Below are 26,279 nucleotides of genomic sequence, written 5' to 3' on the forward strand. Positions count from 1 at the left end.
CGCCGTGGACCCCGCCCTGCCGCCGGCCCCCCGGGTGCTCATGTACCACTCGATCAGCCCGTCGACGGCGCCGGACCCGCACTTCCTGCGCGTGTCCCCGCCGCGGCTGGACCGCCAGCTGGCGCACCTGCGCCGCCGCCGGCTGCGCGGGGTGTCGGTGCGCGAGTGGCTGGCCGCCGTCGCGCGCGGCGAGGCCGCGCGGCTGGTCGCGCTCACCTTCGACGACGGGTACCGCGACTTCGTCGAGCACGCCATGCCGCTGCTGGCCCGGCACGGCATGACGGCCAGCGTCTACGTCGTGGCCGACAAGCTCGGCGGCGCCAGCGACTGGGACCAGCCGCCGAGCCAGCCGCTGATGACCGCCGACGACGTCCGCGCCGCGGCCGCCGCCGGGCACGAGGTGGGCAGCCACAGCAGCACCCACGTGCGCCTCGCCGGGGTCGCGCCCGAGGTCCTGGCGCACGAGGTCGCGCACAGCCGCAAGGTGCTCGAGGAGGTCCTCGACGGCGCCGTCCCGGGCTTCTGCTTCCCCTACGGCTCGTTCGACGACGCGGCGGTGCGGGCGACCGTCGAGGCCGGCTACGACTACGCCCTCGTCACCGACGACCACGTGGCCCCGCGCCGGCACGCGATCCCGCGGTTCTTCGTGGGGGAGCAGGACACCGCGCTGCGGTTGGAGGCCAAGTTCGTGCGGCACCGCCTGCGCGCCCGCGCCCACGCCCCGGCGTCCTGATCCGGCGCTTCATCCCGATGGAGCACCCTTGCGGCGACGGCGGAGGAGCAGGGCGAGGGACTGGGTGGTGACGACGCCGAGCTCGGCCAGCAGCACCGACAGCGCAACGCCCTCGACGCCGTAGCGCGGCGCCAGCAGGACGACGCTGACCGCGGCCACCACGATGCTCACCGCGGTGCTCACCGCCAGCCAGCCGCTCATCTTCAGCGGAACGAGGTGGTGGAAGCCCAGTGTGGTGCCCAGCGCCACGCAGACGATCACGCCGGCCGAGAACCAGATCGCGGCGTCGGGCACCTCGATCTTCGCGGCGAACAGCACGCGCAGCAGGAGGTCGGCGGCGAGCAGGAAGCCGGCGGCGAGGACGACGCCGACGCCGGTGGTGACCAGCAGCGCGGTGCGGCGGCGGTGCGCCGGGTCGGCGCTGGGCTCGGCCACCCAGCCCTGGAAGGCCTGCCCCACCGGGCTGAGCACGAAGATGACGAACTTGGTCACCCGCTCCAGCGCCGCGTAGCCGGCCACGACGCCCGGCGCCACCCAGGCCAGCAGCGCCATGGGCAGCGTCGTGTTCAGCGCCGCCTGCACCGAGACGCCGACAGCGGCCCACTGCTGCCGCACCACCTGCCCGGTCGTCCGCAGCGGCGCGAACGGGACGCGCGCGCCGTACCGGGCGGTGGCCAGCGCGGTGGCCACCCCGGGGACGGCGATCAGCGCGGCCGGGTACAGCCAGGCCCAGGGCACCAGCGCCACCAGGAGCGCCGCCAGCGCGGCCGCGGCCACCCGCGGCACCGTGTCGTACGCGGCGATCGCCGACGGCCGGCCGGTGCCGATGAAGAACCACGACGGCGACAGGCCCAGCACTGCCATGGCCAGCGCCATGAGCGCCGCCGAGACCCGCTCGTCGGCCGGCGCGAGCACCGCCGCGAGCACCATCGCGGCGGGCGCGGCCACCGCGAAGACCGTGAGCCGCGAGACCAGGCTCTGCGTGTAGAGCGCGCGCTGCCGGTCGGGGGACTCCGCGACCAGCGCCGGGCCGACGACGGTCCAGCCGAGCAGCACCAGCGTCGACGCGCCGGTGCCGATGGACTGCCCGATCGCGATCGCCGCCCACGCCTCGGTACCGACGAAGCCGAGCAGCACCGGCAGCACCAGGAACGGCGCGATCGCCGAGATCAGCGGCAGGCCCAGGAACCCGGCCAGCCGCTTCAGCGGGATGCCGGGCAGGCGGCGGGAGGGCGGCGCGGGGGTCCCGTCCAGGTCGGCGGTCATGCCCCGCGTCAGCCGGCGTCGGGGCGGGGGAGCCGCGGCTCGCGACCGGTCACGATCGCCCGGATCGAGCGCGCGATGCCGCGCAGGTGCTTGCGGGGGTCGGCGCTGCCGCCGAGGCACAGCGGTGCCCGGATCACCAGGGCCAGCACGCACAGCGCCCGGGCCGCCGCCGCGGGGACGCCCAGCAGCTGCAGGTAGACCACCGACGACCAGGCGATCACCGGCAGCACGACGTCGATCCGCGAGCCCGTGGTGGCGGCGATGAAGTGGTGCACGCCCAGGTCGAAGGTCGTCATCCGCACCCCGCCGGCCGACGCACGGGCCTGCCGGGCGAACCAGGCGTCCTCGAAGCAGAACGGCAGCGATTCCTCCAGGCCGCCGACGTCCTCCCACAGGTCGGCGCCGATGGCGACCAGGCTCAGCGGGGGGTAGAGGTCCGGCGAAGCGGGCTCGGGATCGGTGCTGAGCTGCCGGCCCAGCCCGTACGCCACCTTCTCCAGCAGCGACAGGCTGGTGAACACCCCGGCCACGCCCGGGATGTGCCGCCAGGGCATCTCCTGCGTCAGCCTGATCATCCGGTGCCCCTCGGCCGGCTCCCCGGCGAGGTGCTCGGCGAGGGTGACGAAGGTGGCGGCATCGAAGTCCTGGTCGTCGTTGACCACGACCAGCCAGCGGAACGGGCCGCCGGCCCGCACGCCCTGGTTGATGCTCACCGCGAAGCCGGCGTTCTCGCCGCGGACGACGAGCTCGGGCCACCGCTCGGCGAGCGCGTGCGTGCTCGCCGAGTTGGCGACGAGGACGGCGCGCAGGTCGGCGCCCTTCTCCACGGCGGCGGCAGCCGCCTCGCAGAACCGTTCGGCGTGCTCGGCGGTGATGCTCGGGCAGACGAGCAGGACGCTGGTCACGAGGGGTACCCGGGAGAGGTGGCCACCCGGTCGGGCGGCTCGAGGTCGACGTCGGCGGCGGCCCAGCCGGCCAGCCCGAGCACGACGCCGGTGAGGATCGATCCCGGGCCCCCGATGTCACCGCTGACCATGGACACGAGCTCGTAGCAGAGCAGGCCGACGCCCATCAGCGCGACGGTCGTCGACAGGTCGGACCGGTGGCGCGCGGTGCGCACCAGACCGCGGACCAGCAGGACGGCGAGGACGGTGCCGAAGACGAACAGCGCCAGCAGGCCCTGCTCGCTGGCCACCAGCAGGTACATGCTGTGCGGCGACTTCAGCTCGACCCGCTCGAAGCTGCCGCCGAAGGAGATGTCGCTCGACCCCAGCAGGGTGAAATCGGCGTAGGCGTCGCGGTGGTCGGGGAAGCCGCGCAGACCGACACCGGTGAGCGGGTGGTCCAGCGCCATCTGCGTCGCCGCGGCCCACAGGGCCTCCCGGTCCATCAGCGACTGGTCGGGCTCGGCGTCGGCGACCAGCAGGCTCTGCACCCGGTCGCCGATCGGGGAGCCGCTGGCCACGAGGGGCGGCAGCACCAGCGCGGCGGCGACCAGCGCCGCGGCCACGGTGAGCAGCAGCCGAGCCGGGCGGCCGCGGCTGAGGACGACGAGCGCCGCCAGCGCCATGGCCACCCACGCGCCGCGGCTGAGCGCGGCCGCGTTGGCCAGGGCGAAGAAGACCGTGCCGGCGGCGCCCCACCACCGCTGCGCCCCCCGCTGGACGACGGCGTAGGCCAGGCAGATGACGAAGCCCATCGCGGTGAGGTGGGCGAGGGTGCCGATGTTGTAGGCGCCGAAGGTGCCCACCGCGCGGATGGCCTCCTCGCCGAAGCCGGCGCCCGTGCCGGTGGCGAACTGGAACAGGCCGAGGGCGCCCTCGACCGCCGCCAGCCCGAGCACCGAGCCGAGGACGACGGCGGCGTCGGTCCGGTCGCGCAGCGCCACCATGACCGCGAGCGGGGTGAGGAAGAAGAGCTCGACGAACCGGACCCCGCCGATCAGGTTCTCGGGGAGGTTGTGGGCCAGGACGGCGGCGACGACGCCCAGCACGGCGATGGCGAGGAAGCCGAGCGCCGGGACGCTGCGCACGACCGCGAGCTGGTGCCCCCGCAGGACCACCCGGGCGGCCAGCAGGGCGGCGACGCCGATCGCCAGATCGCTGGGTGCGATCGCCGCGGTGGCCGAGTCGCCCTCCGCCGGGGCGGCGGCGAGCAGCAGGATTGTGAGCGCCACCCAGGTGCCCGGTCGACCCGCGAACGCGAGCACCGCGGCGGGGCTGAGGGACGGGCTGCGCCGGCGCGGGACCACCGCCGTCGTCATCGCTCTCCTCACCCTGCGTGGCTGTCGCAGGCGAGTGTGCCAGCCGGACCCGTGCCGCACCGCCGGCCGCGGGCACGGGAGGCGCCAATCACCTGTTGGTGTGGTGACCTGCCCGCCTCTCCGGTCACGTCCTTAGGATCGTCGTCGTGGCTGGTGAGGTGGGGACGGACGAGGAGCGGGACGTCGCGGAGGCGGACCGCGCGGCGGACGACGCCCCGACGGCCCATGACCGGCCACCGGCCGATGACCGGCCCCCGGCCGAGGAGGAGCCCCTGGCCGCCACACCCGCACCCGAGCCGCCGGCCGCGCCGGTCGTCACCGCCCGTCGTCGCCGGCGTGCGTGGCCGTGGCTCGTCGCCCTCCCGCTGATCGGCGCGCTGCTGTTCGGCGGCGCGGCGTTCGCCGCCAACCAGCTGACCGACCCCACCTACACGGCCACCGCCCTGATCGCGGTGCTGCCCGACGACGACACGACCGACGTGTCGATCCCGGTGGCCGGCATCTGGGCGGAGATCGGCAACTCCGAGGCGCTGCTGGCCCGGGCGGCGGAGGAGCTGGACGTCGACGAGGCGACGCTGGCCCGGAGCGTGACGGTCACCACCGCCGCGAACGCGCCCGTCCTGTCCGTGACCGCCACGACGACCGACCCGGAGCGGTCGGCCGACTGGGCCAACGCCGTGGGCGGCGAGCTGGTCGCCGAGGAGGCGGCCAACCCCGTGCCCCGGTACGGGCTGCAGTCGGCCGCCATCGCGGTCCCCCCGGCGACCGGCACCGAGCTGGTCAGCCCCCTGCTCATGGTGGCCGCCGCGGTGCTGGGCGCGCTGGTCGGGCTGGTGCTCGCGCAGGCGGTCGTCCGCCGTCGTCGGCGGCGCGCCGCCGCCTGACCGCCGCTCAGGCGGGGCGGTCGCCCGCCCGCCGGCCCGGTCGTCGCGCCGGCACGGTCGCCGCCAGCACGATCGCCAGGGCGGCGCCCAGGCCGGCGCCGCCGGCCGGCACGGCCCACCACGGCGTCGTCGGGCCGGCCGGCAGCGGCGCCTCGGCCACCACCGAGCTGCCGAACGGTGAGAACGGGCCCACCCCGGCCAGCGTGTCGCTGACGGTCGCGGCGATCTCCTGCGCGGTCTCGGCGTCCTCCGCCGTCCCCGTCACGCGGATGATCGGGGCGTCGGGGGCGGCCTGGACCTCCACGAAGTCGCGGGGCGAGGTGGCTGCCTCGTCGAGACCGGCCTCGCGCAGGGGCTCGCCGACGACGCCGGGCTGCGTGGCCAGGCGGGCCAGCGCCTGCGCCGCGCGGGACAGGTTGACCGGGTCGGTCGTGGTCGCCGAGGAGACGGTGAGGATCGCCGTCGACTCGTAGGTGGGGGGCAGCGCCTGCGCCGCGGCGAAGCCCCCGCCGAGACCGACGACCAGCCCCACCAGCACCCACGCGGAGCGCCGGAAGAGCAGGCGCAGCCCCGGCAACCCGTCCGGGACGGCGCCGTCGGCCGAACGCTGGGGGGTGGCGGTGGCCATCGCACCTCTCCGCAGATTGTTGAAGGTTGATGGATATCGTGCGCTCGAGCCGCGGGGAACCGCGGAACGCGGGGTATCGTCCCGGCCATCATCGCAGGTCGGACGGCGTCGGTCGGCCGGGCCGACGGACGATCGGAGAGGTTCGCCCATGCGTGTGACGGGGCCGTCCGGCCGCGCTGGGCGTGGTCTGTGATGGGCGCGCACGCGCGGCACCGCCACCGCCCCGGTCCCCGCCGTGGCCGCTGGATCGGCCTGGCCGCCGTCCTGGCGCTCGTCGTGCTCGGCACCGTCGCGGTGACCCTGGCCCGCGGCGACGAGCCCGGGACGCCCACGACGCAGCTGGACTCGACCGTCCCCCCACCGCCCGAGACCGGCACCAACGTCATGGTGCTGTGGGTGAACCCGGTGGGCGGGCAGGTGCCCGGCGGGGGGACGCAGACCGTCCAGAGCGCCCGCGAGGAGATCGACGCCGCCGCCGCGTACGGGGCCGTCGGCGTGCGGGTGACGGCCGACCTGAGCTGGCTGTGCCCCACCCGGGAGTGCCGCACGGCGCCGCTGGAGCCGCTGGTCGACCGCGCCCGTGAGCTCGGTCTCGAGGTGTACCTGCACGTCAACAGCACGCCGGCGTGGATCGACGACCGCGGCACCTGGTACGGCCCCGAGGGCGAGGGCGCCGAGGAGTGGGCCGACCTGTTCGCGCAGCTCGTGGCCCGGTGGGGCACCCAGGTCGTCGGCTACGAGGTGTGGAACGAGCCGAACATCCGCGAGGCCTGGCGGCAGGGCCCCGACCCCGGCGCCTACGCCGACCTGCTCAAGGCGGTGTGGACCGCCGTCCAGGACGTCGAGCCCGACGCGCAGCTCATCGGCGGCGTGCTGAGCAACAACGACCTGGGCTACATGCACGCCCTCAGCGAGGCGCTGGCCGAGCGCGGCGGCAACGCCGAGAACGGCTTCTTCTACGACCAGCTCGGCGTGCACCCCTACGCCGGAGCCGAGGGCATGGGCTACGACCCCAAGGTCGTCCCCGGGCAGCACGACGTCGAGACCGGCTTCGGCGTCAAGGACATGACCTTCCTCGGCGTCGAGCGGCTGCGCGACCAGGTGTACGAGGACGAGGGCATCCGGCGTGACGTCGTCATCGGGGAGTTCGGCTACGACACCACGCCCGGCACCTGGTACCACGTGCCGGAGCCGGAGCGGTCCGAGTACCTCTCGGAGGCGCTGCGCATCGCGGCGTCCTGGGACTGGGTCGAGGCGTTCACGGTGTACACCGGTGACGGCTTCGCGGTCGAGGGGACGCCGAGCGAGACGGCGCTGCGGCAGACGACGGCCTCGCTGAGCAACTGACCGCCCGGCGCGTCGGCTGCCCGATCGGGTGATCCAGGAACGCGCTCGCGTGTGCCTTCGTCCTCTCCGGGAGAGGCTGGGAGATCCCTGCGCCCGCGAGGTGGCGCCGGCGAGGAGAGGGACGAGTGGTCGGGACGGCGTCGTCGGGGCAGCACGGAACGGGATCGGCGGTGGTGTCCGAGGTCGTCCGGGACCAGGCGGCGTTCGACGCCCTCGCAGGCGAGTGGGCCGCCCTGTACGCCGCGGCGCCCGCGGCCACGCCGTTCCAGAGCCACGCCTGGCTCTCGGCCTGGTCCCGGGCCTACTGCCCGCCGGGGCGGCTGCGGGTGGTGCTCGTGCGGGAAGGTGCCCGGCTGGTCGCCGCGGCGCCGCTGCACCTGGTCCGTCGGGGGCCGTGGCCGGTGCTGGCACCGCTCGGCGACCCCATCAGCGACTTCACCGACGTCCTCGTCGCCGCCGGTTCGGACTCCGCCCTGCCCGCGCTCGCGCGGGCGGTCGTGGCCGAGCCGGGGTGGTGGCTGGTCGACCTGCCGCAGGTGCGTCCCAGCAGCGCCGCGCAGCGCTGGGCCGCGGCCTGGCCCGGCCGCGTCTCCCGGAGCCCTTCGGACACCGTGCTCGAGCTCCCGGCTCTCCCGCTGCCCGAACTGCTCGCCCGGGTGCCGAGCAAGACCGGCAACGTGCTGCGCCGCAAGCTGCGCAAGCTCGAGGCCAGCGGGGTCAAGGCGACGGTCGTCCCCCCGCACGAGGCGCGCGACGCCGTGGGGGTCCTCCTCCGGCTGCACGCCGAGCAGTGGGCGGGGCGCGGCATCAACCCGGAGCACCTGAGCGACCGGTTCGCCGGACACCTGCTCGAGGCGGTGCCGCGGATGGTCGCGGACGGCTCGGCGGCCGTGGTCGCCTACAGCGTCGGCGGTGAGGTGCTCGGCTGCCAGCTCGACCTGCTCGGGCACGACTTCCTGGGGTACTACCTCGCCGGCATCTCTCCACGGCTCAAGCAGCTCATCGACGTGGCCTCGATGCAGGTCGGCAACGACGTCGAACTGGCACGGGCCGCCGGCCTGCCCCGGTACTCCATGCTGCGGGGCACCGAGGACTACAAGCTGCGCTGGCGGCCGGACGTCGTCCCCAACCAGCGGCTGCTGCTCGGCCGGCCGGGAGTCCTCGGGGCGCGGGGGTATCCGCACCTGGTGCGCGGCCGCACCGCCGCCGTCCGGTTCGCCAAGGACCGGGCACCGTGGGCGCGCACCGTGCGGGACCGGCTCGCGGGGTGGCGGGCCGGCTGACGTTCACGCCCGGACGGGCATCCCCGGCGCGGGCAACCGCGGCTCCCGGCCGGTGGCCACCGCCCGGATCGCCCGCCCGATGCCGAGCAGGTGCGGCCCACGGGCGGCTGAGGCGAGGAGCGAGAGCGGGGCGCGCACGATCAGCGCCGCGACGCACAACGCCCTCGCCGGACCGGCCGGCACGCCGAGCAGTCGCAGGTAGACCAGCGCCGACCAGCTGATGACCGGCAGCACGAGGCGGATGTTGGCCCGGGTGGTCGAGGACTCCCGGTGCCGGACGCCGAGGTCGCGCGTGTCCAGTGCCAGCCCGCCCGCCGAGGCCCGGGCCCGGCGCACGAACCATGCGTCCTCGAAGCAGAACGGCAGCGTCTCCTCCATGCCGCCGACGTCGTGCCACAGGTCGGCGCTGATGGCCACGAGGCTGAAGCCGGGGAACGCCGATCCCGAGGGCGCGGCGACGGAGGGGGGAGGGATGCCCGCGCCGCGTCGCGTCACCTTCTCCAGCAGCGAGAGGTTCGTGAACACGCCACCGACCCCGGGCAGTCGCTGCCAGCCCTCGTCGTTGAGCCGCAGCATCCGGTGGCCTGTCGCGGGTTCGGCCCCGAGCACCTCGGCGAGCTGCCGGAAGGTGCCCGCGTCGTAGTCGAGGTCGTCGTTGGCGACCACCAGCCAGCGGAACTCACCACCCGCTGACACGCCACGGTTGATGCTCGCGGCGAACCCCGCGTTGTCGCCGGGGATCACCAGTTCCGGCCATTCGGCGACCAGTTCCTGCGTCGCGGTGCTGTTGGCCACGAGCACTGCCCGGAGGTCGGCACCGGAGTCGATCGCGGCCTGCGCCGCGGCGCAGAAGCTCCGAGCGTGCTCCGCGGTGATGCTCGGGCAGACGACCAGGATGTTCGGCACTCGCGGCTCCAGGGGATGGCACCGCCCGGGGGCTTCCGGGCCGAGCGCACGGTACGGATGGTTGCGGACGCAAACAAGTCTGCGAGACGAACAGCGAGCGCGTCCACGTCCAACGCTATCCGCTGGCGGCGACGCTGAGTTGGCGCACATCACGGTCCGTCCCGGCGATCACGCGTGTCGTCCGGTGCAGGATCGGATCGTTTGCGGCCTGGCCGGCCGGGTCACAGGGTCGGCGAGGGCACGGTCCGACCACGTCCCGTCGCGCGAGGGGGACGCGCGGCGACCGGAAGCAGGCATGCGCGACGACCACTCTGCGCGGCGGTCCCGCGGCACCGAGCAGGAGGTGCCGCCGGACGAGGTCGCTGCCTGCGGTCCCGGGACCCGCCTGGTCCTCGCGCTCGCCCTGGTGCTGGGCGCCTGGGTGCTGCTCGCCGTCGCCGGTGGACCGGCCCGCGCCGAGCAGCCCGCCACGCTGCCGGCTCCCGCCTCCCCGGCCGCGCCCCCGCACGACCCGGGGCCACCGCAGGACCCCGGGCCACCGCCGGAGCCTGGACCCGCCCCCGTCGCGCCGGAGCCCGTGGCCGAGGCGGTCGTGCCGGAGCTGGAGCCGGAGCCCGCGGTGGCCGAGCCGCCCCCGGCCGAGCCCGCCGGTGGCCCGCCGCCGGACGCCGGTCCGCCGCCGCACGCCGCGGCACCCGAGGACCCCGGGCCGCCGGACCAGGAGCCCGCCGCCGAGCCCGAGCCCGCCGCCGAGCCGGAGCCCGGTCCGCCGCCCGGCACCGGTCCACCTCCGCACGCGGGCCGGCCCACCGACCCGGCTCCTGCGCCCGCCGAGGACGACGCCGGTCAGCCGTCCGCCGAGCCGGCCGGGCACCGGCCCCCGCACGCCGGGCCCACGGCCGAGCCGGGCCCGCCCGAGCAGGCGGAGCCGGAGCACCCGACCCCAGCCCCCGGGGTCGGGGCGCCGCCCGAGGGACCCGGACCGCAGCGCCCGTCGCACGCAGGCCGGCCCGGGCCCGCCCCTCTGGCCGCGCAGCCGGCGACCGCCCCGCCGACCGGCCAGCCGGGGGACGCGCAGGCCGCCGGACCTCCGCCGCACGCCCAGGCCGCCGCCGCGCCGGGCCGCCCGGCCGACGTGCCCGCGGCGGTGCCGGACCGGCCCACCTCGCCCGCGGGGCCCGCTGCCGGTCCGCGCGCCGATCCCGCGCCCGCCGCGCTGCTGCGCGCCGCTCCCGTCGGCCCGTTCGCGCAGCCGGTCGCCGTCCCCGACCGGGACGAGCCGCGCAGCGGTCCCGACTGCCGGCTGCCCGGCACGTCGACGGCCGTCTCGTCCTCGTCCGCAGCTCCGCCCCCGGGGCCGGGCACGGCCGCGCCCGAGTCCCCGGTCTCGAGCCCGCCCGCGCCGCGGCAGCCGGCGCCCGACGGCGCCTGCGGGTCAGGGGTCGCGCCGTCCGCCGGCGGCACCGAACGAGGGGTGGCCGGCGTCGTGCCGGCCACCGGCGCGGAGCCCGTCGCGGACGGTCTGCCGGGTGCGGCGGGCTGCACTGCCGGCGTCCTCGTCCCCGCGCGCGACCCGGGCTTCTCGCCCGACTGACCGGGCCACCCCCGCGACCGACGCGTCGCGGGGCGCTCCGCCCTGCCCGGTTCTCCCACCGCGCCGCGCCTCCGTGCGCCCCGGTGACACCTTCTGCAAGGACCCCTCATGGCCTCGTCCACCCTGGGTGAGCAGCGCGCAGCCGACCTCCCGGACTTCCTCCTCTCCGGTCGCCGCCGGCGGCGCCTGCGCGCGGACGGGATCACCGCCCCCGTCGCCCCGGCGGTGTCGCCGGTGTTCGCCGTCCTCCACACCGCGCTCGCGGTCGCATGCTCCCGGCGCCGGGCCGTGTCCCTGCCCGGCGCCGGGCCACTCGTCACCGTCCTGGTCCTGCCGCTGCTGTGCACTCCGCTCCTGCTGCACGCTTCCCGCTGGACGGCGCTGCGCGGCGCGCGGGTGGGCCGGAACGAGCCCACCCGCTCCGCCGCCGTCGACCACCGGACCGTCGTCGAGGGCGACGTCGTCGTCGACGACCGCGCCCCGGCGGCGGTGGCGTCGTGAGGCGGTGGATCGTGCTGGTCACCGCCCTCGTGGTGCGCACCGGCGGCGCGGCCGCCGTCCTCCTGCGCCCGTGGTCGCCGGGGGAGCCGTCGCACCGGCTGGTCGCCGCGGCCTGGCTGCCGGTCTGGGACCCCGGCGCCGCCGACTCGGTGTCCGAGGCGGTCGAGGTCGGCGGAGTGCGGGAGGTGAGCCCGACCTGGGCCACCGTCCGTCCCGACGGCACCCTGGCACTGACCCCGCCCCCGATCGACGTGGTCGACCGGGTGCGCGAGGCGGGCGCACGGCTCGTCCCCGTCGTCCAGAACGTCGCCGCGGGCGTCTGGCAGGGCGACCTCGTCGCCCACCTGCTGGGCAACCCGGACCGGGCGGAGGCGCACCGTGAGCTCCTCGTCGAGACCGCCGTCCGGGAGCAGTGGGACGGCGTCGACATCGACTACGAGGCGTTGCCGCCGGAGGCGGGGCCGGCGCTGACCGAGTTCGTCGAGGCGCTCGCCGACGACCTGCACGCTTACGACCTGCAGCTCACCGTCTCGGTGCCCGCGCGGACCGGGGAGGAGACCCACGCCGCCGCCTACGACTACCGGGTGCTCGGCGCGGCGGCCGACCAGGTGCGCGTCCTGGCCTACGACCACGCCGGCAGCGGCAGCCCCCCCGGCCCGGTCGCCCCGCTGGGCTGGGTGCGCGACGTGGTCGCCTATGCGGTCGAGCAGGTCCCGGAGGACAAGCTGATGCTCGGGCTGGCCACGTACGGCTACGACTGGGCCGGCGGGCAGGGCGCCGCCGTCACGGCGGCCGAGGCGGCCGCGCTGGCCCGGCGGGTGGGCGCGTCGCCGCGCTGGGACGCCGACGCCGCGGGCGTCACCTTCACCTACGAGGCGGACGGCGTCGCGCACACCGTGTGGTTCGAGGACGCCCGGTCGCTGGCCGCCAAGCAGGAGCTCGCGCGCGACGCGGGGCTGCGTGGTGTCGCGGTCTGGCGGATCGGCGGCGAGGACCCGCGGGCCTGGACGACCCTCGCCGGGGCGACCGGGGGTGCCGAGGAGCCGTGAGGCGCCCCGACGGCCGGCCGGCGCTGCTGCCGGCGTCGTCGGTCGTCGGTCGCGAGTTCGACGTCGTGGAGTCGCCGTACCCCGTCGCCGTGCGAGCCGGCGGTGGACCGCGGGCTGCGCGGTCAGCCCGCGGTCCACTCCAGCAGTTCGTCCGCCGTCCACGTGTTGACCACGCGGTCGGGGTCGACGCCGCACTCGACCGCCCGCTCGCAGCCGTTGCCCTGCCAGTCCAGCTGGCCGGGCGCGTGCGCGTCGGTGTCGATGGCGAACTCGCAGCCGGTCTCGACGGCCAGGCGCAGCAGCCGCCGCGGCGGGTCCAGCCGCTCGGGGCGGGAGTTGATCTCCACCGCCGTCCCGAACTCGACGCAGGCGGCGAACACCGCCTCGGCGTCGAACTGCGACTCCGGCCGCGGCCGCTGGGTGCCGTTGCGCTGCCGGCGGCCGATGACCAGCCGGCCGGTGCAGTGGCCGAGGACGTCGGTGTGCGGGTTGGCGATCGCGGTGAGCATGCGCCGGGTCATCGTGGCGGCGTCGGCCCGCAGCTCGGAGTGCACGCTCGCGACCACGACGTCGAGCCGGCCGAGCAGCTCGTCGGTCTGGTCGAGCGAGCCGTCGACGTTGATGTCGCACTCGATGCCGGTGAGGATGCGGAACGGCGCGAGTTCCTCGTTGAGCGCGGCGACGACGTCGAGCTGCCGCTCCAGCCGCTCGGCGGTGAGGCCGTTGGCGACGGTCAGCCGGGGGGAGTGGTCGGTCAGCGCCAGATACTCGTGCCCGAGCGCCATCGCCGCCTCGGCCATCTCGCGGATCGAGCTGCCGCCGTCGGACCAGTCCGAGTGGCTGTGCAGGTCGCCGCGCAGCATCGCCCGGAACGCGGCGACGTCGTCGGCCAGGGGCACGAGCTCGGCGAACTGCTCCTCGAGCTTGGCCAGGTACTCCGGCACGTCGCCCTTCGCGGCCTGGACGATCGCGGTCGCCGTCTTCGGGCCGATGCCCTTGAGGTCGGTCAGGGTGCCCGTGCGGATCCGCCGCTCCAGCTCGGCGTCGTCCATCGCGTCGACGACGGCGGCGGCCGAGCGGAACGCCTGCACCCGGTACGACGGCTCGCGAGCGCGCTCCAGGAGGAAGGCGATCCTCCGGAGCGCCCCCGCGGGTGACTGCGGCGAGGTCAGCTGCTGACCTTCTTCGCCTGCTTCTTGGCCTGCTTGCGGGCCGCCCTGGCCTGCTTGGCCGCCCTCTTCTGCACCTTCTCGGCCCTCTTCTGCGCCTTGGCCAGCTGGCGCTCCGTGGCGTCGCCAGCCCGGCGAGCGGCGCGGCGGGCCCGCCAGCCGACCGACGGCTTGCCCTCGGTGTCGACGGCGGCGATCAGCGTGGCGCCGGCCAGGCCGACGTTCTTGAGGAAGTGGATCAGCTGCTGCTGGCGCTCGGGGCCCTGCTTCTCCCAGAAGCGGTGCCCGGCGAGCGTTGTCGGGACGATCGAGCCGGTCAGCGCCAGCGCCGACAGCCGGGGGAACCGGCCCAGCGCGAGCAGGCCGCCGGCACCCACCATGACCCCGGCGTTGATCTTGACCCACTGCTCGGCGTCGCGCGGCACCTGCACCGGCAGCTGCTTGTCCGCCTGCTCGGCGACCTTCTCGACGACCGGCCGCGCCGCGGCGACGCGGGGCGCCGGGTTGCGCAGCGCGTCGACCCCGAGGACGACGAACGGGGCGGCGAGCAGCGGCCGGGCGATCCGGCGGACCAACATGGGAACCTCTTTCCGTCGGTGGATCTCCTGGTGGGGACCGTAGTGCCGTCGGCGCCCGCCCGCCTCAGCGCTCGTAGAGGTCGTCCACCCGGGCGGCCACGGCGGCGATGCCGAGCGGCTGCAGCTCCTCGGGGCGGTCCCGGCGCTCCGGCAGTGCGGCGAGCGCCTTCTCGACCGCGCCGGCCAGCTCCTCGTCGTCGTCGGGCAGCCGGACGGCGGTCGCCGGGACGGCCGGGAGCTCGTCGAGCCCGGGGCAGCGGTGGTAGAGCACGGGCAGGCCGGCGGCGAGCCCCTCGAGCACCGCCAGCCCGAACGTCTCGTACCGCGACGGCGAGACGAGCACGTCCATGGCCGACAGGTGCGCCGCCACCGGCTGCTCGCCGGCCAGGTGCACCCGGTCGGCGACGCCGAGCTCGGCCGCGAGGGCCTCCAGGGCCGGCCGCTGGCCGCCCTCGCCGACCACGAGCAGGTGCCGCCCCTCGCGCAGCGACCCGGCCAGGCCGCGGAGCAGGACGTCGAACCGCTTGTCCGGGTGCAGCCGGCCGACCGCGCCCACCACCGCGGCGTCGTCGGGGATGCCCCACGTGCGCCGCACCTGCTCGCGGGCCCGTTCGTCGAACGCGAGCGCGCCGAGGTCGAGCCCGTTGGGGACGGTGACCACGCGCCCTGGGGCGACGCCCCAGCGCAGCAGGTTGTCGCGAGTGGCCCCGGAGACGGCGATGGTGAGCCGGCCGAGCCGCTCGGCCGCCCGGTAGAGCAGCCGCAGACGCGGGCCGGCCGGCCGGTGCTCGAGCTGGTCGTCGACGAGGGAGTGCTCGGTCGCCACGACCGTTCGGACGCCGGCCAGCCGCGCGGCGATCCGCCCGTACAGGCACGCCCGGAACAGGTGGGTGTGGACGACGTCGTAGCCGCCCGCGCGGATCAGCCGGGTCAGCCGCAGGACGGCGCCGAGCTCCTTGTTGCTGCGCATGCCCAGGTCGGTGACGGCGACCCCGTCGGCCCGCAGCGCCGCGGCGATCGAGCCGGCGTTGTAGAGCGCCACCACGTCGGCGTCGTGGCGGCTGTGCGCGACCAGCAGCCGTAGTTGCGTCTCCGCGCCGCCGGCGCCCAGGCCGGTGATGACGTGCAGCACCTTCACGCGCGCATTCTCACAGGCGACCGGCACCCCTCTCGGCGCGGAGGCGGGGCAGGATCGGGAGATGACCACGAACGGGGGACACGCGGCCGCGCTCCGGCCGCGGTGGGTCCTCGCGCTGGCCGGGGTCGCGCTGGTGCTCTACGTGGTCGGGTACGCGGTGCGGCTGCACTGCGGGTGGGGGCGCTGCGGCGGCTCCGCGGTCGCGCGGCTGGTCGACCTCGACGCCCTCGGCGGCCTGCCCCGGCTGTTCACCACCGGGCTGTTCGTGGCCGTCGCCGTCCTGGCCTGGCGGGCCCGGCGGCGGCTGCAGGCGGGGCCGGCGGCGTGGTGGGGGCTGGTCGCCCTGGCCGGGGTGGCCCTGGCGCTGGCCAAGCTGATCAGCGTCCACGGCTTCGCCAAGACGGACATGTCGCCGGCGCTCACCCTGGCCGCCGGCCTCGGGCTGACGGTCGCGGGGCTGGTCGTCCTGCAGGTCACCGGCCGCCGGTGGGCCGTGCCGGGTGCGGGCGCGGTCGTGCTCGCGATGGCCCTCTACGCGGCCGCGGCGCTCGGCCTCGACGTCGTCACCGGTGCGGTCGGCGCGATCCGCGGCTCCTGGGGACCGCTCACCGACGCCACGGCCACGTTCGTGGAGGAGCTCGGCGAGGCGCTCACCGCGCTGTTCCTGCTCGCCGTCGTCCGCCGCCAGTCCTCCCGGGTCCGAGCCCCGTCTGCCGCTTTCGGCCCCGAAAGCGGTCCCGCTTTCGGCGCCGAAAGCGGAGTGGTCAGGCGGGGGTGGCCGCGAGGCGGCGGGTGAAGAGGTCGACGACGGCGGTGGCCAGGGCCGCCAGCCGGTCGCACTGGTGCAGCGTGAGGTTGCGCGGCCGCTCGTCGAAGACGCAGAGCGTGCCGATGGTGGTGCCCTCGACGACCAGCGGGGCGCTGGCGTAGGCGCGCACCCGGGCGAGGCGGCCGTCGACCCACGGGTTGCCGATGAAGCCGGTCTCGGTGGACAGGTCGGCGAAGGCGTAGACGTCGGGCTCCCAGCCGGTGACCTGGGCGCACAGCGAGTCCTCGCGGGGGGTGTCGGCGCCCTCGAAGCCGTAGGTGCCGATCTGGCACTGGCTCGTGCGGTGCAGCAGGTTGATCGTGCCCTTGGCCATGCCGGTGGCCACGGCGGCCTCGTGCACCAGCGCGTGCAGCTGCGGGTCCTCGGCGACGACGGCGTCGAGCAGACCGAGCTGGTCGATCAGGGCGGCCTGGCGGGTGGGGAGGGCGGCGTCCACGGGTTCTCCTGCGGTCGGTGGCCGCTGCTCGTCAACGACCTCGCCCTGGAGATCGGCGCGCTCGTGGGGGTACTTGAGAGTTGGAGCCGTTCTTGTCGCGCGCAACACAACCCGGTGGCTCAGTCGGTGCGGCAGCAGTAGACGGTCAGGCTCGCGCCCTTGCGGAAGCGGAACTCGGCGGCCGTCTCGCCGGTCTCGCCGTCGTAGGCCACCTGCTGACCGCCCAACCGGCTGACGACGTCGAGCGACTCCACCTGCAGCTGCTCGTAGCCGGAGCTGCGCTCGCTGACGCCGAGCAGGCTGCCGGCCACCGCCCGGGTGCGGCTGAACCGGACGTCGGCGCGCAGGAACTGCACGTCGAGCAGCCCGTCCTCCAGCCGCGGCCGCCAGGCCGGCGCCAGCCCGCGCGGGGTGTAGCAGCAGTTGCCCACGAAGAGGATCCACACCCGCACCGGGCGGCCGTTGACCAGCAGCGAGACCGGCTCGTGCGAGCGCAGCACCTGGGCCGAGGCCACGGTCATCGCCGCCCACCTGCCCATGCGCCCGGCCAGCTCGTCGCGCCGGCGGACCATCGCCGGGTAGGCGCCGATGCTGGCGGTGTTGAGGAACGTCGTGCCGTTCACCGTGGCGACGTCGACCTTGACCGCAGAGCCCCGGGTCACCGCGTCGGCCGCGTCCTCGAGCGTGGCCACCCCGACGTCCCGAGCGAAGTGGTTGAGCGTCCCGGCCGGGACGACGGCCAGCGGCAGCCCGTGCTCCACGGCCACCGCGGCGGCCGCGGCCACGCTGCCGTCGCCTCCGGCCACCCCGAGCGCGCGGGCGCCGGACGCGGCCGCCTCCTGCAGGATCTCGGTCACCCCGTCGTCCTCGCCGATCTCCCGCACCCGGGCGCGGGGCAGCAGCTTCGCGATCTCCGCCACCGGGTCGTAGTCGTCGGTGCCCGACCGCGGGTTGACGGCGATCACCATGCCCTCGCCGTCGGGCAGCGCGGGTGCCGAGTGCGCCGGCCGGACCCGCGCCGGGGTGCGCGGGCGCACCTTCCACCAGTGCTCGGTGGCCGCGGCCACCGCGGCGCCCGCGACGAACCCGGCGGCGACGTCACCGGGGTAGTGCACGCCCACGTGCACCCGCGAGTAGCCGACCGCGGCGGCCACCGGCGCCAGCGCCGTCCCGGCGAGCGTGTTCTCCATCGCGACGCCGGTGACGAACGCCGCCGCCGAGGCCGAGTGCCCGCTGGGGAACGACAGCGTCACCGGGTCGCGGCGCAGCTTGCGGTCGGAGCGGAGGTTGGCCATGTCGGGCCGCACCCGGCCGAAGAACCGCTTGAGCAGCAGGTTGACGACGGCGCTGGAGACGGTCATCGAGCCGAGCCCGCGGATCGCCCCGCGGCGCAGCGATCCCTTGCGCAGGCCCAGCACGACGGCGAGCACCATCCACAACCGCCCGTGGTTGGCCGCGTTCGACAGCCGGCGCAGCCAGCGGTCGGCCGGTGAGCTGGGCAGGCGCCCGATGAACGCGTGCAGCCGCGCGTCCCAGGTCCGGGGGTGAGGCACGGGTGGACCGTAGTGCCGAACCTGCCGTCCCGCGCCCGGCCGGTAGCCTGCGGGGGTGCTCGTGAGCCTCCTGGACGACCGCTACGTGGCCGAGCGCTTCGGCCGCGGACCGGACCGGGTGCTCGCGCTGCACGGCTGGGGCCGCACCCGCGCCGACTGGGCGCCGGTGCTCGCCGGCCTCGACGCGCTGGCCGTCGACCTGCGCGGCTTCGGCTCCTCGCCGGCGCCCGGCGAGGGCTGGGGCACCGCGGAGTACGCCGAGGACCTCGTCCCGCTCGTCGAGTCGCTGGACCGGCCGGTGCTGGTCGGGCACTCCTTCGGCGGCCGCGTCGCCGCCCGCCTCACCGCCGCCCACCCCGACCTGGTCGGCGGGCTGCTGCTCACCGGCGTCCCGCTGATCCGCCGGGCGACGGGCGCGAGCCGGGCGCCGCTGGGGTACCGGGCCGCCAAGCTGGCCCGCCGCGTCGGCGTGCTCAGCGAGGCGCGCATGGAGGCGGCCCGGCGCAAGTACGGTTCTGCCGACTACAAGGCAGCGGAGGGGGTCATGCGCGCGGTGCTGGTGCGCACGGTCAACGAGACCTACGACGACGTCCTCACCCGCCTGCGCGGGTACGACGGCCCGATCGAGCTGGTGTGGGGCGAGCACGACACCGCCGCGACGGTGGACACCGCGCGGGAGATCGCCGAGCGGACCGGCGGCACGCTGACCGTCGTCGACGGCTCCGCGCACCTGCTCGACACCCCGCTGGCCAAGACGATCAACGAGCGGCTGCGCGCGATGGTGGACGCCGCGTGAACGGTTGGCTCACGGCCGCGGAGTGGGTCGCCACCGCCGCCGGCTCGGCCGTCGCCGGCCTGACCTGGTGGCGGGTCGCCCAGCGCGAGCACTACGAGCCGGGCCGCTGCACCTCCACGCTGCGGCTGTGGCTGACCAAGAAGCCGTCGTCCGGCGCGCCGTACGCGCTCGGGGCCGCGTTCGCCATCGCGTCGGCCAGGGTGCCCGGCCTGGTCGCGCCCGCGGCGCTGTCGTTCGCCGCGGCCCCGACCGGGCTCGTGGTCCGCAAGCCGTTCCCGCGCCCGGCGTTCACGCCGCGGCTGCGCCGGCTGGCCGGCGGCTGGGTGCTGGTGCACGCCGCCGTCGCCGTCGCGTTCCGCAACCCGACGGTCAACGCCGTCCTCATCCCGTTCGGCGCGCCGATCACCGACGGCGTCCTGGCGGCGCTCAAGCCGCTCGAGAACGCGCTGTCGAAGAAGTTCGTGACCAGCGCGCAGGCCAAGCTGGCCCAGGTGGCGCCGGACGTCGTCGCGATCACCGGCTCCTACGGCAAGACGTCGACCAAGGCCTACACCGAGGCTCTGCTGGCCGGCCAGACGAGCGTCTACGCCAGCCCGGCGAGCTTCAACAACCTGATGGGCCTCTCGCGCAGCGTCAACGACGGCCTCGCACCCGGCACGAAGGTCTTCGTCGCCGAGATGGGCACCTACGGCCCGGGCGAGATCTCGCGGCTGACCAAGATCTTCCCGCCCAAGGTCGCCGCGATCACCACGATCGGCGAGGCGCACCTCGAGCGCATGGGCAGCCGGGCGACGATCGTCCGCGCCAAGCTGGAGATCGTCGAGCAGGCGGAGATCGTCGTCCTCAACGTCGACGTCCCCGAGCTGGCGGCCGCGGCCGACGAGCTGGCCGCCACCAAGACCGTCGTCCGTGTCTCCGCGCAGCCCGACACCGGGGCCGACGTCGCCGTCGTCGCGCACGGCGGCACCTGGGAGGTGCGCGACGCCACCGAGCAGCGCGCGGTGATCGCCGAGCCGCCGGGCACCGGGCACCCGACCAACCTGGCGGTCGCGATCGGCATCGCCCGCGCCCTCGGCGTCGGGTGGACCGGCATCGTGGGCACGCTGCGCCGCCGGCTGCCCGGGGTCGCCCACCGCGCCGAGGTGCAGGCCGACGCCAGCGGCATCTCGATCATCGACGACACCTACAACGCCAACCCCAACGGCGCGAAGCAGGCGCTCGACCACGCCGCGGAACTGAGCGAGGGCCACCGGCTGTGGGTGGTGACGCCGGGCATGGTGGAGCTCGGCGACCAGCAGGACGCGCGCAACGCCGAGTTCGCCCGCCAGGTGATGGCCGTGCCGCAGGCGACGCTGGTCGTGGTGGGCGAGACCAACCGGCGGCCCCTGGTGGAGGGCTCGACCGAGGACCGGCGCATCCTGGCGCGCAGTCGCAGCGAGGCGATGACCAAGGTCGGGGCGGCGGCCGGACCCGGCGACGTCGTCCTCTTCGAGAACGACCTACCCGACCACTACCCGTGACCGGGGTGGTCGACCGATGGCAGGAGGAACCATGCAGCGGGTAGCTGTCGCGTTCGGCGGCCCCTCGTCGGAGCACGACATCAGCATCCTGACCGGCCTGCAGGCAGCGCGGCTGCTCGAGAAGGCCGGCAAGGAGGTGCTCCCGCTCTACTGGGACCGCTCCGGCGCCTGGCACCTCGTGCCGGTCGAGAGCGAGGCGCGTGACTTCGTCGACGGCGCGCCCAAGGCGGCCACCCGGGTGGAGCCCGTGCTCGGCCCGGACGGCGGCTGGCGGACGACGAAGGGCCTGCGCCCCAAGCACCACCGGCCGGAGGCCGTGCTGAGCTGCTTCCACGGGGGCACGGCCGAGGCCGGCGGCGGGCGGGCGATCTTCGACGCGATGTACGTGCCCTCGACCGGCGGCAGCCTGTACGCGGGCGCGCTGTCGGTGGACAAGCTGTCGTTCGGCTCGACGGTCGCCTCGGCCGGGCTGCCCTCGCTGCCGCGGGTGGCGCTGGGCAAGGGCTTCCGGGAGCCGGAGTTCGACGGGCCGTACATCGTCAAGCCGCGCTTCGGCGGCTCGAGCATCGGCATCGAGATCGTCGAGGACCTCGCGACGGCGACCGGGCTGGTCAAGCAGAGCGTGCACCTGCAGGCCGGCGCCGTCGTCGAGCCGTACCGGCCCGACCTCTTCGACCTCAACATCGCCGTGGTCACGCACCCGCGGTTCCGGACGTCGCTCATCGAGAAGCCGCTGCGCGAGGGCGACGACTCCTTCTACAGCTACCGCGACAAGTACCTGCACGAGTCGGGCATCAACCGGGCCCCGCGCGAGATGCCGGCGCCGATCTCCGAGGAGCTGGCCGACCGCATCCGCACGCTCGCCGAGCAGGTCAGCGACCTGGTCGGGCTGGGCAGCCTGGCGCGGCTGGACTTCCTCAGCAACGGCGAGGACGAGCTCTACGTCAACGAGGTCAACAACATCCCGGGCGCGATGTCGCTGTACCTGTGGCCCGACGACTCGCCGTCCCAGCTGCTGCTCGACGCGCTGGACCAGGCGGTGGCCTCGTTCCGCTCGGGCCAGGAGGTCGCGGCGTTCGCCCGCGGTGAGGCGCTGCGCGCCGCCGGCGGGATCGCCGCCAAGCTCGCCGGCCTCGGCCGGTAGGGGGCTGCACTCCCCGACCGAGTGCGCTGAGGGGTGGTTCCGGACGCCGGAACCACCCCTCAGCGCACGTCGTCGCGGGTCAGGCGGGCTTGGTGCGCTCGATCGCGCGGCGGAGCAGGGTGCCGAACACCTTGCCCAGCGGCCAGCCGGCGGCCTCGACGCTGAACGGGAACAGCGAGGTCTCCGTCATGCCGGGGATCGCCGCGACCTCCAGCAGCACGAAGGTGCCGTCGTCCTTGACCAGGAAGTCGGTGCGCGAGAGGTCGCGCAGGCCGAGCACCCGGTGCGCGGCGACAGCTGCGTCCTGCAGCGCCTTCTTCGTGCCGTCGGCCAGCGGCGCGGGTGCGAGCACCTGGATGCGGGCGGCGTCGTAGCGCGCCTCGAAGTCGAACCGGTCGGTCTTGTCGTACTCGAGCCCGACCGGCTCGGCGGCCTGCGGCTCGCCGTCGAGCTCGACGACGGCGACGCTGACGTCGAGGCCCTCGGTGAAGCTCTCGATGACGGCGGTGTCGCCGTAGGCGAAGGTCTGCATCAGCGCGGCGGGCAGCTCGTCGACGGTGTCGACGCCGCGGACGCCGAGCACGCTGCCGCCCCGGTTGGGCTTGGTGACCAGCGGCCAGGCGAGGTCCTCGACGAGGTGCCGCACGACCTCGTTGCCGCCGAGCTCCTTGAACGACGACGAGGTGAGCGCCGCCCACGGCGGCGCGGGCAGCCCGGCGCGCTCGGTGAGGGTGCGGGCGATCGACTTGTCCCAGGCCAGCCGGCAGGAGTCGCCGATCGAGCCGGTGAACGGCACCTTGGCGAACTGCAGGACGGTCTGCAGGGTGCCGTCCTCGCCGATGTCGCCGTGGATGGTCGGCAGGACGGCGGCGTAGGTGTGGTGGCGCAGCGCGCGCAGGAGCTCGGTGTCGGCGTCGACGACGTGCGCGTCGATGCCCAGGGCGGTCAGCTCCCGCTCGAGCCGCTCGCCGGAGAGCAGCGAGACCGCCCGCTCGTGCGAGAGGCCGCCGGCCACGATGGCCACGGGGCCGAGGTCGGAGAAGCTGTCGTCCAGCGTCATGGCGCAGACGCTACTAGGGCGGCTCAGGCCTTCCGGCGCGCGCGGTAGGCGGCCACCGTCGAGCGGCTGGCGCAGGTGTTGGAGCAGTAGCGGCGGCTGGCGTTGCGCGAGGTGTCGACGTAGACGTTGTCGCAGGCCTCGGCGGAGCACACGCCCAGCCGCTGCCAGCCGTGCTGGACGACGACCTGCGAGAGCCCCATCGCCACCGTCGTCGTCAACTGCTCGAGGGCCGGCGCGTCGGGGCGGGCGTAGTGCAGGTGCAGCTCGCCGTCGTGGTCGGTGGCGTAGGGGCGGGGGCGGGCCAGCGACAGCAGCTCGTTGAGGCGGTCCATGACCTCGGCCTGCGAGCCGGCGACGGCGACGGCCCGGACGAGCTGGGCGGTCTCCCGCGTCCGCGCCGTCTCCCTGGGGCCCAGCGCGAGCGACGTCCCCGGCGAGAACCACTCGTCGTGGGACGTGAGGAACGTCTCCACGCCGTCCTCGGGCTCGAGGTCGGCGTTGGCCAGGTCGATGGCCAGCTCGACCGCACTCGACCCGTAGGTGTCGTAGTCCATTTGACTCCCTACCCCCGGATCCCTAGTGTGGGAATCCTGTAGGGGGTCAACGCGGTTTGACCCACTACGTGTTCCTCTTCCCTCGCTAGACCGAAACGAGCTCCACCGTGCGTGCGTACCTGACCGTGTGGCGGCTGCCCTCCGCCCCGGTGCTCCTCATCGCCGGCTTCGCCGGCCGTCTGCCGTCGTCGATGGTGCCGTTGGCGCTGCTGCTCATGGTGCAGCAGCAGACCGGTTCCTACGCGATCGCCGGGCTGGCGTCGGCCACCCACGGCATCGCGATGGCGCTCATGGCGCCGGTCCTCGGCCGGCTGGCCGACCGGCGGGGTCCGCGCCCGGTGCTGCTCGCGCAGTCCGCCGTCTACCCGCTGCTGCTCACCCTGCTGGTGGCGGTGGTGCTCGGCGGTGCGCCGTCCCCGGCGATCGTCGCCGCGTCCTTCGCCGCCGGGACGGCGACGCCGCTGGTGTCCGGCACCGTCCGCGCCCTGTGGTCGCGGGTGGACCCGTCGGTGCGGGGGACGGCGTACGCGCTCGACGCCACCTTCACCGAGCTGGTGTTCGTGATCGGCCCGACGACGGTGGCCGCGCTGACCGTGCTGGCCAGCCCCGCGATCGCGGTCGGCGTCGCCGGCGTGCTCGCGACCTCCGGTGCCGTGGCCATCGCGACGTCGGCCGCGCTGCGCGGCTGGGCGCCCGGCCGCGAGGTGCGGACCAGCCTGTTCTCCACCGTGCTCGCCCCGGGCATGCCGCGGATCCTGCTCAGCGGCTCGGCGCTGATGCTCGGCTTCGGCGCCCTCGAGGTGGCCATCCCCGCGTTCGCCGACCAGGCCGGCTCGCCGGGCATGTCCGGCGTCCTGCTGGCGGTGTGGTCGCTCGGCTCGGTCGCCGGCGGCCTCTGGTTCGGCGCCCGCGTGGTGAGCGTCTCGCTGCCCCGCCAGTACCGCTGGGGCCTGCTGGGCGTGACGATCGGCCTCGCGCCGCTGGCGACGATCTCCAGCCCGCTCGTGCTGGGCGCCCTGCTGTTCCTCGGCGGGACGGCGATCGCGCCGACGCTGACCGTGCAGAGCAACCTGGTCGGCGCCATCGCGCCGGCGCACGCCACCACCGAGGCGTTCACCTGGCTGTCGACGATCGCCTTCGGGGCCTCGGCGATCGGCGCAGCGGTCGGCGGGGCGCTGATCGAGACGTCGCTCGGGGTGTCCGGCTCGCTCGCGCTGGCCGCCGTCGGCGCCGCGCTGGCGGTCGCGGTCACCCTGGTGCCCGGCCGCCGTCCTGCCGTGCCGTCGTCCTCCCGCGAGGCCGTCGCCGCCTGACCGCGGCGCGGCCCGCACCGCCCGCTCTCCTCCCGCCCGACCCGCTCTGCAGCGCGAGCGGTGCGGGGGAAGCGCGGGCGGTGTCGTCGGCGGCGGGCGGCTGGGGGAGCCCGGGCGCCCGCTGGTAACCTCGCCGTCGGTGGACCCGCCCGGTCCCCAGGAGGCTTCGCCTAGTCCGGTCTATGGCGCCGCACTGCTAATGCGGTTTGGGTTAACCCCCATCCCGGGTTCAAATCCCGGAGCCTCCGCATCGAGACCCCGCCCCACGTGGCGGGGTCTCAGCCTTCCCGGCCCCCGAGCACCCCGGCGACGGCGCGCGCGGCCCGAAGCCCCGACTCGACGGCCCCGTCCATCGTGCCGTTCCAGCCGCTCGCGCAGTCCCCGCCGGCCAGGACGACCCGTCCCTCCGGTGCCTGCAGCGCCGGCAGCGCGGCGTGCTGACCCGGGCGGAACATCGACCAGGTCCCCCGGGAGAACTCGTCGGTCCACCAGTCGTGGGCCGCGATCTCCTCGACGGCGGCCTCCGACGGCAGCAGCTCGGCGAGCACGGCGCGGACGGCGCGGTCGTCGGCGGGCGGCACCCGCGCGGCGTCCGGGCCGAAGGCGAACACGAGCTGGCGGCCGTCGTCGAGGACCTCCCAGGTCTGGACGACGGTCAGCGCCCGCTCGTCCGGCGCCAGCGCGATGAGCGGCTCCGCCGCCCCCGACACCACGGCCCACAGCTTGACGCCGTGGCTCGCCTGGCCCTCCTTGGCGACGGCCTGGACGGCGTCGCTCAGCCCGGGCGTGAAGCCCACCGCGCCGAGCGTGTTGAGCGGCACGGCGACGACGGCGGCGGCGGCGGAGAACCGCGCGCCGTCCCGGGTGCTCGCGGTGACCGTGCCGTCGTGCTGCTCGACCGTCGTCACCGGCGACGACAGGCGCACCTCCGGCTCCCCGTCGGCCACCAGGGCGTCGACGAGGTCCGCCGTCCGCATCGCGAACGAGCCCATCGCGTCGAGCCACAGCGGGAAGCTCCAGCCGGCCAGGGCGAACTCGCGCATCAGGTGCACGAGCCCGGACTCGTCGCAGCGCGCCGACGCCGACGTGCTGAGCATGGCGTTGGCCAGGTCCCGGTCGACCGGCGGCAGGTCGGTGGCCACCAGGCGGTCCAGCACCGACAGCCCGTCGAGGCGCGCGACGGCGTCGGCCGCGGCGAACGGCTGGTGCGGCAGCGGGAAGGCCTCCCGCGCGTCGGCGAACAGCGCCTCGAACGCCGCTGCCAGGCGTGGCGCCAGGTCCTCCACCGAGCCCTCGTTCAGCCGTCCCCCGCTCCAGTACGACCACCGCTCGGGGATCGGCAGGGGCCGGTACGCGATCCCGTACCGGGTGATCTCGGCGAACACGTGCGGCTGGAACCAGTGCACGTGCGCGCCGCCGAGCTCCACGTCCCGTCCGGCCAGACGGGAGGTGTACGCGCGGCCGCCGAGCCGGTCCCGCGCCTCGAGCACCAGCACGCGCCGGCCGGCGTGCCGCAGCTCTCGGGCCGCGGTGAGCCCGGCGAGGCCACCGCCCACCACGAGGACGTCCTGCTCCACCGACGAGGTCATCGCGGCCTCCCGCGCTTCCGGCTGCAGAGGCGGGCACGGTAGTGCGCTCGGGTCGGCGGTCGGCAGGTGCGTTCGGCCCTGCCCCGGCGCGGCGGTCGACGTCCGGTGCCGACGTCGTCACGAAGGGCCCGCGCTTTCCAGGGGCG

25 protein-coding genes and 1 tRNA gene are annotated in these 26,279 nt (G+C 75.6%); 13 read left to right on the forward strand and 13 right to left on the reverse strand.

What is annotated here, in order from left to right:
* Nucleotides 1-4: 4 nt before the first annotated feature.
* Nucleotides 5-733 (forward strand): polysaccharide deacetylase family protein, encoded by a 729-nt coding sequence (locus ACI8AF_RS00910; protein WP_456537771.1) that lies wholly within the window; start codon nucleotides 5-7, stop codon nucleotides 731-733.
* A gap of 9 nt (nucleotides 734-742) precedes the next feature.
* Here ACI8AF_RS00910 and ACI8AF_RS00915 read toward each other — a convergent pair whose 3' ends face one another.
* From ACI8AF_RS00915 to ACI8AF_RS00925, 3 genes are read right to left on the reverse strand one after another with little or no spacing between them, the layout of a single operon-like run.
* On the reverse strand, nucleotides 743-1,999 hold the full coding sequence (locus ACI8AF_RS00915) for an oligosaccharide flippase family protein (protein WP_456537772.1): 1,257 nt from the start codon (nucleotides 1,997-1,999) through the stop codon (nucleotides 743-745).
* Between the two features lie 8 nt (nucleotides 2,000-2,007).
* Nucleotides 2,008-2,904 (reverse strand): glycosyltransferase family 2 protein, encoded by an 897-nt coding sequence (locus tag ACI8AF_RS00920; RefSeq protein WP_456537773.1) that lies wholly within the window; start codon nucleotides 2,902-2,904, stop codon nucleotides 2,008-2,010.
* Nucleotides 2,901-4,262, reverse strand: a complete 1,362-nt coding sequence (locus ACI8AF_RS00925; RefSeq protein WP_456537774.1) for an O-antigen ligase family protein — start codon at nucleotides 4,260-4,262, stop codon at nucleotides 2,901-2,903. Before ACI8AF_RS00925 ends, ACI8AF_RS00920 begins: the two co-directional genes overlap by 4 nt.
* Nucleotides 4,263-4,408: 146 nt before the next feature.
* Between ACI8AF_RS00925 and ACI8AF_RS00930 the strand changes: the two genes are divergently transcribed.
* Nucleotides 4,409-5,146 (forward strand): hypothetical protein, encoded by a 738-nt coding sequence (locus ACI8AF_RS00930; protein ID WP_456537775.1) that lies wholly within the window; start codon nucleotides 4,409-4,411, stop codon nucleotides 5,144-5,146.
* A 7-nt stretch (nucleotides 5,147-5,153) separates the two neighbouring features.
* Here the strand turns inward: ACI8AF_RS00930 and ACI8AF_RS00935 are convergent, their stop codons facing one another.
* Entirely contained in the window at nucleotides 5,154-5,774 is a 621-nt protein-coding gene (locus tag ACI8AF_RS00935; RefSeq protein WP_456537776.1) for a hypothetical protein, read from the reverse strand.
* Between the two features lie 192 nt (nucleotides 5,775-5,966).
* On the opposite strand from ACI8AF_RS00935, the gene ACI8AF_RS00940 reads away from it, so the two are divergent.
* On the forward strand, nucleotides 5,967-7,121 hold the full coding sequence (locus tag ACI8AF_RS00940; RefSeq protein WP_456537777.1) for a hypothetical protein: 1,155 nt from the start codon (nucleotides 5,967-5,969) through the stop codon (nucleotides 7,119-7,121).
* A gap of 173 nt (nucleotides 7,122-7,294) precedes the next feature.
* A complete protein-coding gene (locus ACI8AF_RS00945; RefSeq protein WP_456537778.1) occupies nucleotides 7,295-8,404 on the forward strand; it encodes a GNAT family N-acetyltransferase in 1,110 nt (369 codons plus the stop codon).
* Nucleotides 8,405-8,407: 3 nt separating this feature from the next.
* On the opposite strand, the gene ACI8AF_RS00950 is transcribed toward ACI8AF_RS00945, so the two are convergent.
* On the reverse strand, nucleotides 8,408-9,310 hold the full coding sequence (locus tag ACI8AF_RS00950) for a glycosyltransferase family 2 protein (RefSeq protein ID WP_456537779.1): 903 nt from the start codon (nucleotides 9,308-9,310) through the stop codon (nucleotides 8,408-8,410).
* Nucleotides 9,311-9,605: 295 nt separating this feature from the next.
* Here ACI8AF_RS00950 and ACI8AF_RS00955 point away from each other — a divergent pair, with 295 nt between their 5' ends.
* The 3 genes from ACI8AF_RS00955 (at nucleotide 9,606) to ACI8AF_RS00965 (ending at nucleotide 12,454) form a co-directional block, all read left to right on the forward strand.
* The gene (locus ACI8AF_RS00955) at nucleotides 9,606-10,904 is read left to right on the forward strand and encodes a hypothetical protein (protein ID WP_456537780.1); all 1,299 of its coding nucleotides are present in this window, start codon (nucleotides 9,606-9,608) and stop codon (nucleotides 10,902-10,904) included.
* A 108-nt stretch (nucleotides 10,905-11,012) separates the two neighbouring features.
* Nucleotides 11,013-11,405: a hypothetical protein gene (locus ACI8AF_RS00960; protein ID WP_456537781.1), complete on the forward strand. Its 393-nt coding sequence runs from the start codon at nucleotides 11,013-11,015 to the stop codon at nucleotides 11,403-11,405.
* On the forward strand, nucleotides 11,402-12,454 hold the full coding sequence (locus ACI8AF_RS00965; protein ID WP_456537782.1) for a glycosyl hydrolase family 18 protein: 1,053 nt from the start codon (nucleotides 11,402-11,404) through the stop codon (nucleotides 12,452-12,454). Before ACI8AF_RS00960 ends, ACI8AF_RS00965 begins: the two co-directional genes overlap by 4 nt.
* A 122-nt stretch (nucleotides 12,455-12,576) precedes the next feature.
* Here ACI8AF_RS00965 and ACI8AF_RS00970 read toward each other — a convergent pair whose 3' ends face one another.
* From ACI8AF_RS00970 to ACI8AF_RS00980, 3 genes are all read right to left on the reverse strand, one after another.
* Entirely contained in the window at nucleotides 12,577-13,626 is a 1,050-nt protein-coding gene (locus tag ACI8AF_RS00970; RefSeq protein ID WP_456538035.1) for a PHP domain-containing protein, read from the reverse strand.
* On the reverse strand, nucleotides 13,623-14,201 hold the full coding sequence (locus ACI8AF_RS00975; protein WP_456537783.1) for a DoxX family protein: 579 nt from the start codon (nucleotides 14,199-14,201) through the stop codon (nucleotides 13,623-13,625). Before ACI8AF_RS00975 ends, ACI8AF_RS00970 begins: the two co-directional genes overlap by 4 nt.
* A gap of 64 nt (nucleotides 14,202-14,265) precedes the next feature.
* Complete coding sequence (locus ACI8AF_RS00980; RefSeq protein ID WP_456537784.1) at nucleotides 14,266-15,339, reverse strand: glycosyltransferase; 1,074 nt, start codon at nucleotides 15,337-15,339, stop codon at nucleotides 14,266-14,268.
* 61 nt (nucleotides 15,340-15,400) lie between these two features.
* On the opposite strand from ACI8AF_RS00980, the gene ACI8AF_RS00985 reads away from it, so the two are divergent.
* Nucleotides 15,401-16,135 (forward strand): hypothetical protein, encoded by a 735-nt coding sequence (locus ACI8AF_RS00985; protein WP_456537785.1) that lies wholly within the window; start codon nucleotides 15,401-15,403, stop codon nucleotides 16,133-16,135.
* Here ACI8AF_RS00985 and ACI8AF_RS00990 read toward each other — a convergent pair.
* Both ACI8AF_RS00990 and ACI8AF_RS00995 read right to left on the reverse strand, forming a co-directional pair.
* Nucleotides 16,104-16,604, reverse strand: a complete 501-nt coding sequence (locus ACI8AF_RS00990; protein ID WP_456537786.1) for a GAF domain-containing protein — start codon at nucleotides 16,602-16,604, stop codon at nucleotides 16,104-16,106. The genes ACI8AF_RS00985 and ACI8AF_RS00990 overlap by 32 nt on opposite strands.
* Before the next feature lie 119 nt (nucleotides 16,605-16,723).
* Nucleotides 16,724-18,157 (reverse strand): phosphatase PAP2 family protein, encoded by a 1,434-nt coding sequence (locus ACI8AF_RS00995; RefSeq protein ID WP_456537787.1) that lies wholly within the window; start codon nucleotides 18,155-18,157, stop codon nucleotides 16,724-16,726.
* A 55-nt stretch (nucleotides 18,158-18,212) separates the two neighbouring features.
* Between ACI8AF_RS00995 and ACI8AF_RS01000 the strand changes: the two genes are divergently transcribed.
* From ACI8AF_RS01000 to ACI8AF_RS01010, 3 genes are read left to right on the forward strand one after another with little or no spacing between them, the layout of a single operon-like run.
* A complete protein-coding gene (locus ACI8AF_RS01000; RefSeq protein ID WP_456537788.1) occupies nucleotides 18,213-18,953 on the forward strand; it encodes an alpha/beta fold hydrolase in 741 nt (246 codons plus the stop codon).
* On the forward strand, nucleotides 18,950-20,473 hold the full coding sequence (locus ACI8AF_RS01005) for a Mur ligase family protein (RefSeq protein ID WP_456537789.1): 1,524 nt from the start codon (nucleotides 18,950-18,952) through the stop codon (nucleotides 20,471-20,473). The genes ACI8AF_RS01000 and ACI8AF_RS01005 overlap by 4 nt, the downstream gene beginning before the upstream one ends.
* A 31-nt stretch (nucleotides 20,474-20,504) precedes the next feature.
* On the forward strand, nucleotides 20,505-21,617 hold the full coding sequence (locus ACI8AF_RS01010) for a hypothetical protein (protein WP_456537790.1): 1,113 nt from the start codon (nucleotides 20,505-20,507) through the stop codon (nucleotides 21,615-21,617).
* 79 nt (nucleotides 21,618-21,696) lie between these two features.
* On the opposite strand, the gene ACI8AF_RS01015 is transcribed toward ACI8AF_RS01010, so the two are convergent.
* Entirely contained in the window at nucleotides 21,697-22,677 is a 981-nt protein-coding gene (locus ACI8AF_RS01015; RefSeq protein WP_456537791.1) for a D-alanine--D-alanine ligase family protein, read from the reverse strand.
* Nucleotides 22,678-22,700: 23 nt separating this feature from the next.
* Nucleotides 22,701-23,231, reverse strand: coding sequence for a CGNR zinc finger domain-containing protein (locus ACI8AF_RS01020; protein WP_456537792.1), 531 nt, complete (start codon nucleotides 23,229-23,231; stop codon nucleotides 22,701-22,703).
* A gap of 107 nt (nucleotides 23,232-23,338) precedes the next feature.
* Between ACI8AF_RS01020 and ACI8AF_RS01025 the strand changes: the two genes are divergently transcribed.
* A complete protein-coding gene (locus tag ACI8AF_RS01025) occupies nucleotides 23,339-24,544 on the forward strand; it encodes an MFS transporter (RefSeq protein WP_456537793.1) in 1,206 nt (401 codons plus the stop codon).
* Between the two features lie 159 nt (nucleotides 24,545-24,703).
* A tRNA-Ser gene (locus tag ACI8AF_RS01030) sits at nucleotides 24,704-24,792 on the forward strand.
* A gap of 30 nt (nucleotides 24,793-24,822) precedes the next feature.
* Here ACI8AF_RS01030 and ACI8AF_RS01035 read toward each other — a convergent pair.
* Nucleotides 24,823-26,133 (reverse strand): flavin monoamine oxidase family protein, encoded by a 1,311-nt coding sequence (locus tag ACI8AF_RS01035; RefSeq protein WP_456537794.1) that lies wholly within the window; start codon nucleotides 26,131-26,133, stop codon nucleotides 24,823-24,825.
* Nucleotides 26,134-26,279: the final 146 nt, after the last annotated feature.

This window comes from Blastococcus sp. SYSU D00669, assembly GCF_054050715.1.